Consider the following 4,116-nt stretch of genomic DNA (forward strand, 5'->3'; position numbering starts at 1 on the left):
CGCGCGGTGCGAGCGGGGGTGGTGTGTGTGTGCCTCGCTCTGCTGCGGCGCGGGGGGCGGGTGGGTGTGTCCCCGCGCCCCGCCCCCCCCCCCCCCCCCCCCCCCCACTACAGGAAACCAGGCTCAGCTATACGCGTACTGCGTCTGAGCCACATGGCGCAGACGTTGCAGAACGAAATCTGCCAGCTCATGCGGGCTGTACTTGGCCACAAATGCATTGGCGCCCACACGCTCCACCATGGCGTTGTTGAACACGCCAGACAACGAGGTGTGCAGCAGCACGTACAGGCCGGCCAGCCCCGCATGGCGGCGGATTTCTGTCGTCAGCGTGTAGCCGTCCATCGCCGGCATCTCGATATCGGAGATCACCATGGCGTAGCGCTCGGCCGGGTTTTCACCCGAGGCGTGGATCTGCAGCAGGTGTTCCAGCGCCTGCTTGCCATCGGAGAGCAGGGTGGCGCTCACCCCCAGCTGATCCAGCACGCTGCGGATCTGCTGGCGGGCCACACGGGAGTCATCGACCACCAACACCTGCATCGGCGGCGCGTCGGCCGGCAGGGCCATGGATGGATCAAGCACCGCCTCGCTGCGCACCTGGGCGATATCGGCGAGCACGCTTTCCACGTCGATGACCTGGATCAACTCGCCTTGGAAGCGGGTAACAGCAGTCAAATACGTCGATTCGGCACCCAATTCCGGCGGCGGATGGATATCTTCCACCGCGATATTGACGATGCGCTCAACCCCGCTGACCAGAAAACCCTGTACCGAACGATTGAACTCGGTCACCACCAGATAACCCGGTGCTGTGTCCGCCTCTGGTTCGCGCTCGGGGTGGCCGATGGCCAGGCCAAGGTCCAGTACCGGGACCGAACGGCCACGAACATCGGCCACGCCGGCGAATTGGGTCGGCAGCCCGGGCACCTGGAACAGTGCCGGGCGGCGTAGCACTTCCTGGACCTTGAAGACATTCACGCCAAAAAGCTGACGGCCGCCAAGGCGGAACAGCAGCAGCGCAAGGCGGTTATGGCCGGCCAGCCGGGTGCGCTGGTCAATTCTGTTGAGCAGGTCTTGTGACATGAATGCAGTATCGGCGGCAGATGGCGACAACTTGAGTGTTCGCCTTGGCCCGGACTGGCACGGCACTTGCACTGTGATTCATCGAACTATTCCAGAGTCGGGTGGCTGCCGCCGATGCGCTTACTTCTATCTATTTGCCTGTTGCTGCCTTCACTGGCCTGGGCCACCGCATTCCAGCCGGTGGAAACCATCCGTGCTGCTGCATTGGCCACGTTGACGGCAGGCGAGAGCGGGGAAGCCAATCTCGACGCGAACCTACGGCTACCCGCCTGCGCGCAGCCGTTGCAGGCCAAAGTTACCGCCAACACCACGGTCGAGGTCGCCTGTCCACAGGCTGGCGGCTGGCGCTTGTTCGTCCCGGTCAAGGTCCGCCGTGAGCAGCAGGTGCTGGTTCTGACGCGCGGCATAGCCGCTGGAGAAACCCTGGCTGCGGCCGATATAAGCAGCGTCAAGCGCGATACCGCACGCTTGGCTGGTGCCGTGCTGTTGAAACCGGAGGCGGCCGTTGGCCGGGTCGCTCGGCGCGCCTTGAGCGCCGGCAGCCTGCTATCGGCTACCGATCTGGTCGCGCCCCGCACCGTTCGCCGTGGCGATAATGTCGCCCTGGTGTCGCGCCGGGGCGGGGTGGAAGTGCGTATGGCGGGCAAGGCGCTGGGAGATGCCGGGGAGGGCGAGCGGGTCTCGGTTGAGAACCTGTCTTCACGCCGGGTGATGCAGGGTGTGGCCACCCCCGCTGGCGATGTGCTGGTCAGTCGATAAATTGCTAAAGAAATCCCCAGCGGCGCCGTTATCGTTTTTGAACCGAATCAGGACTCCATCACATGAGCCAGAAAATCGACGGTGGTATTACGGCCGCAGCGCAGTTGCGCAGCGTAGCCATCAACACCAAGGTGGCCGCCGTAGGCGATGCCAAGCCCAAGCCCGTTGAGGCCGCCGACAGCGTGCGCCTGACCGGCGAGGCTACCCAACTGCAGGCCGTACAACGCGAGCTGAGCGCCGCCCCGGCCATTGACCAGGCCCGCGTCCAAGCCGTGCGCGAGGCACTGGAAAACGGTAGCTACAAGATCAATCCCGATGCCATCGCCACGCGCATGCTGGGCCTGGACCAGCAGTTGCAGGGATGAACCTCTCCATGGGCGACCCGTTGCAGCGCCTGAGCGAAGCGCTTGACCGCGAACAGCGCGCCTTGGCCGAGCACGACGTGCCGGCCCTGGTAGCCGCCACCGGCAGGAAGCTGGATGCCCTGCGCGAGCTGGAACGGCAGCCTCCGCTGCATGAGGCAGAAAAGCTCAAGGAGCTGGCCGAGCGCAACCACGCCAATGGCGTATTGCTGGCGCGCCGGCGTCGCGAGGTCAACTGGGCGCTTCGTCAGCTGGGCCGCAGCGAGAACGCGCCTTCTTACGATGCCAAGGGGCAGGCACAAACCGTCCATGCGCGGCGGCCGCTGGCCGTGGCCTGATCTACTGCAAACGCGGCGCCAGCGCCGCGATCAAATACGCACATCCAGCTATAGTGGCGGTCTGTTCCTAGTTTGCACCGGCCGCCGTGACCCAGATCGATAGCAGCATTCTCATGCCAACCCCCTCGGCGGCCACATTGCGAGCCCTCGGTGAGCGCGTCCAGCACGGGATGCTGGTGTTCAGCGGCAAGTTCGAAGTCAGTATCGCCAATGGCCTGGTGCGCGAGTTGTTTGGCGTGGACGGTCCTGGCAGCGTTGATCTTGGCCGCCAGCTTGAAGCCTTGTTGCCACCTTTCGCGCTGTCGCAGGCCCGTGATTCGGGCAGCTGGATTGGCAGCTTGCCGGTCGGTGAGCGGGTCATCACCCTGCATCTGCACCATCACAGCGATGAGGCCGGCGAAGCGTTTCTGGCCCTGTTCCAGCATATCGACGGCCCCGAAGACTACGAGCGCGAGCTGCAGCAGCGTCATGCCGAGTTGCGCCAGGCCTATCTGCGCTTGAATGGCACCCAGGAAAAATTGCTGCAGTCCGAGAAAATGGCATCCATCGGCCAGCTTGCCGCCGGCGTCGCACACGAAATCAACAACCCGATCGGCTATGTGCACTCCAATCTGGGCAGCTTGCAGGAGTATCTGCGCAGCCTGTTCACGGTGATCGAAGCCTATGAGCGCGCCTTGCGCGCACCTGATCCGAAGGCGCTGATTCCCGAAATCGACGATATCCGTGACCGTCTGGATATCGATTTCATCAGCCGCGACCTGCCGCAGCTGATGGCCGAATCACGCGAGGGCATTGAGCGGGTGACCCGCATCGTGCGCGACCTCAAGGACTTTTCGTATTCCGGCCGCGACGAGTCGTGGAAGCTGGTTGACCTGCATGCCGGCCTTGAATCGACCATCAACATCATCTGGAACGAGCTCAAGTACAAGGTCACGCTGGAGCGCCACTACGGCGAGCTGCCAATGATCGAGTGCCTGCCGTCCGAGCTCAACCAGGTCTATATGAACCTGCTGCTCAATGCCGGCCATGCCATTGCCGATCGCGGCAATATCGTGGTCAGCACGGGTGTCAGCGGTGAGGAGGTATGGGTTGAGTTCAAGGATGACGGTGCGGGCATTTCGCCGGAGTTGCGCCAGCGTATTTTTGACCCGTTCTTCACCACCAAACCGGTGGGCAGCGGTACCGGCCTGGGCCTGTCGATCTCCTACGGCATCATCAACAAGCACCACGGCCGCATCGACCTGGACAGCACGGTAGGCGAGGGCTCCTGCTTCCGCATCGTGCTGCCGATCCGCCAGCCGAAATAATCGGCCGCAGGATTCTTGGATTGTGGGAGCGGCGTCAGCCGCGAAGCTGGCGCTGTGTCAGTCGTCGCAGTGTCTGCAATCGCAGATTACCCGCAATAGGCGTTTCAGTGATGGATCGTGCATTTGCAGCGAATGCATGCGGACCTTAGCCACCAGTGGCTTGGGGGGGGGGGGCGCGCGCGCCCCAAACACGGCGGGGTGGGGGGCGGGGGGGGGGGGCCCGCCCCCCCCCGGTTGTTTGTGTTGGGGGGCGGGGCGGGGGCGGGGGTG

The 4,116-nt window shown here is 64.0% G+C and carries 5 protein-coding genes; 4 read left to right on the forward strand and 1 reads right to left on the reverse strand.

Annotated features, from left to right (window positions below):
* Positions 1-123 precede the first annotated feature (123 nt).
* Complete coding sequence (locus ACVOMB_RS20710; RefSeq protein ID WP_481532888.1) at positions 124-1,080, reverse strand: chemotaxis protein; 957 nt, start codon at positions 1,078-1,080, stop codon at positions 124-126.
* A gap of 114 nt (positions 1,081-1,194) precedes the next feature.
* On the opposite strand from ACVOMB_RS20710, the gene flgA reads away from it, so the two are divergent.
* From flgA to ACVOMB_RS20730, 4 genes are all read left to right on the forward strand, one after another.
* Entirely contained in the window at positions 1,195-1,839 is a 645-nt protein-coding gene (gene flgA / locus ACVOMB_RS20715) for a flagellar basal body P-ring formation chaperone FlgA (RefSeq protein WP_481532889.1), read from the forward strand.
* A gap of 62 nt (positions 1,840-1,901) precedes the next feature.
* On the forward strand, positions 1,902-2,204 hold the full coding sequence (gene flgM, locus ACVOMB_RS20720; RefSeq protein ID WP_481532890.1) for a flagellar biosynthesis anti-sigma factor FlgM: 303 nt from the start codon (positions 1,902-1,904) through the stop codon (positions 2,202-2,204).
* Positions 2,201-2,539 carry a flagellar protein FlgN gene (locus tag ACVOMB_RS20725; RefSeq protein ID WP_481532891.1) on the forward strand — a complete coding sequence of 113 codons (339 nt, stop codon included), beginning with the start codon at positions 2,201-2,203 and terminating at the stop codon, positions 2,537-2,539. The genes flgM and ACVOMB_RS20725 overlap by 4 nt, the downstream gene beginning before the upstream one ends.
* Positions 2,540-2,652: 113 nt before the next feature.
* Positions 2,653-3,846 carry an ATP-binding protein gene (locus tag ACVOMB_RS20730; protein ID WP_481532892.1) on the forward strand — a complete coding sequence of 398 codons (1,194 nt, stop codon included), beginning with the start codon at positions 2,653-2,655 and terminating at the stop codon, positions 3,844-3,846.
* Positions 3,847-4,116: the final 270 nt, after the last annotated feature.

The organism is Stenotrophomonas sp. STEN018 (assembly GCF_056760235.1).

Excerpts from the sequence above, each read along its gene's own strand:
- ACVOMB_RS20725 (WP_481532891.1), top strand. The coding sequence starts at position 2,201 with ATGAACCTCTCCATGGGCGACCCGTTGCAGCGCCTGAGCGAAGCGCTT.
- flgA (WP_481532889.1), top strand. The coding sequence starts at position 1,195 with ATGCGCTTACTTCTATCTATTTGCCTGTTGCTGCCTTCACTGGCCTGG.
- ACVOMB_RS20710 (WP_481532888.1), bottom strand. The coding sequence starts at position 1,080 with ATGTCACAAGACCTGCTCAACAGAATTGACCAGCGCACCCGGCTGGCC.
- flgM (WP_481532890.1), top strand. The coding sequence starts at position 1,902 with ATGAGCCAGAAAATCGACGGTGGTATTACGGCCGCAGCGCAGTTGCGC.
- ACVOMB_RS20730 (WP_481532892.1), top strand. The coding sequence starts at position 2,653 with ATGCCAACCCCCTCGGCGGCCACATTGCGAGCCCTCGGTGAGCGCGTC.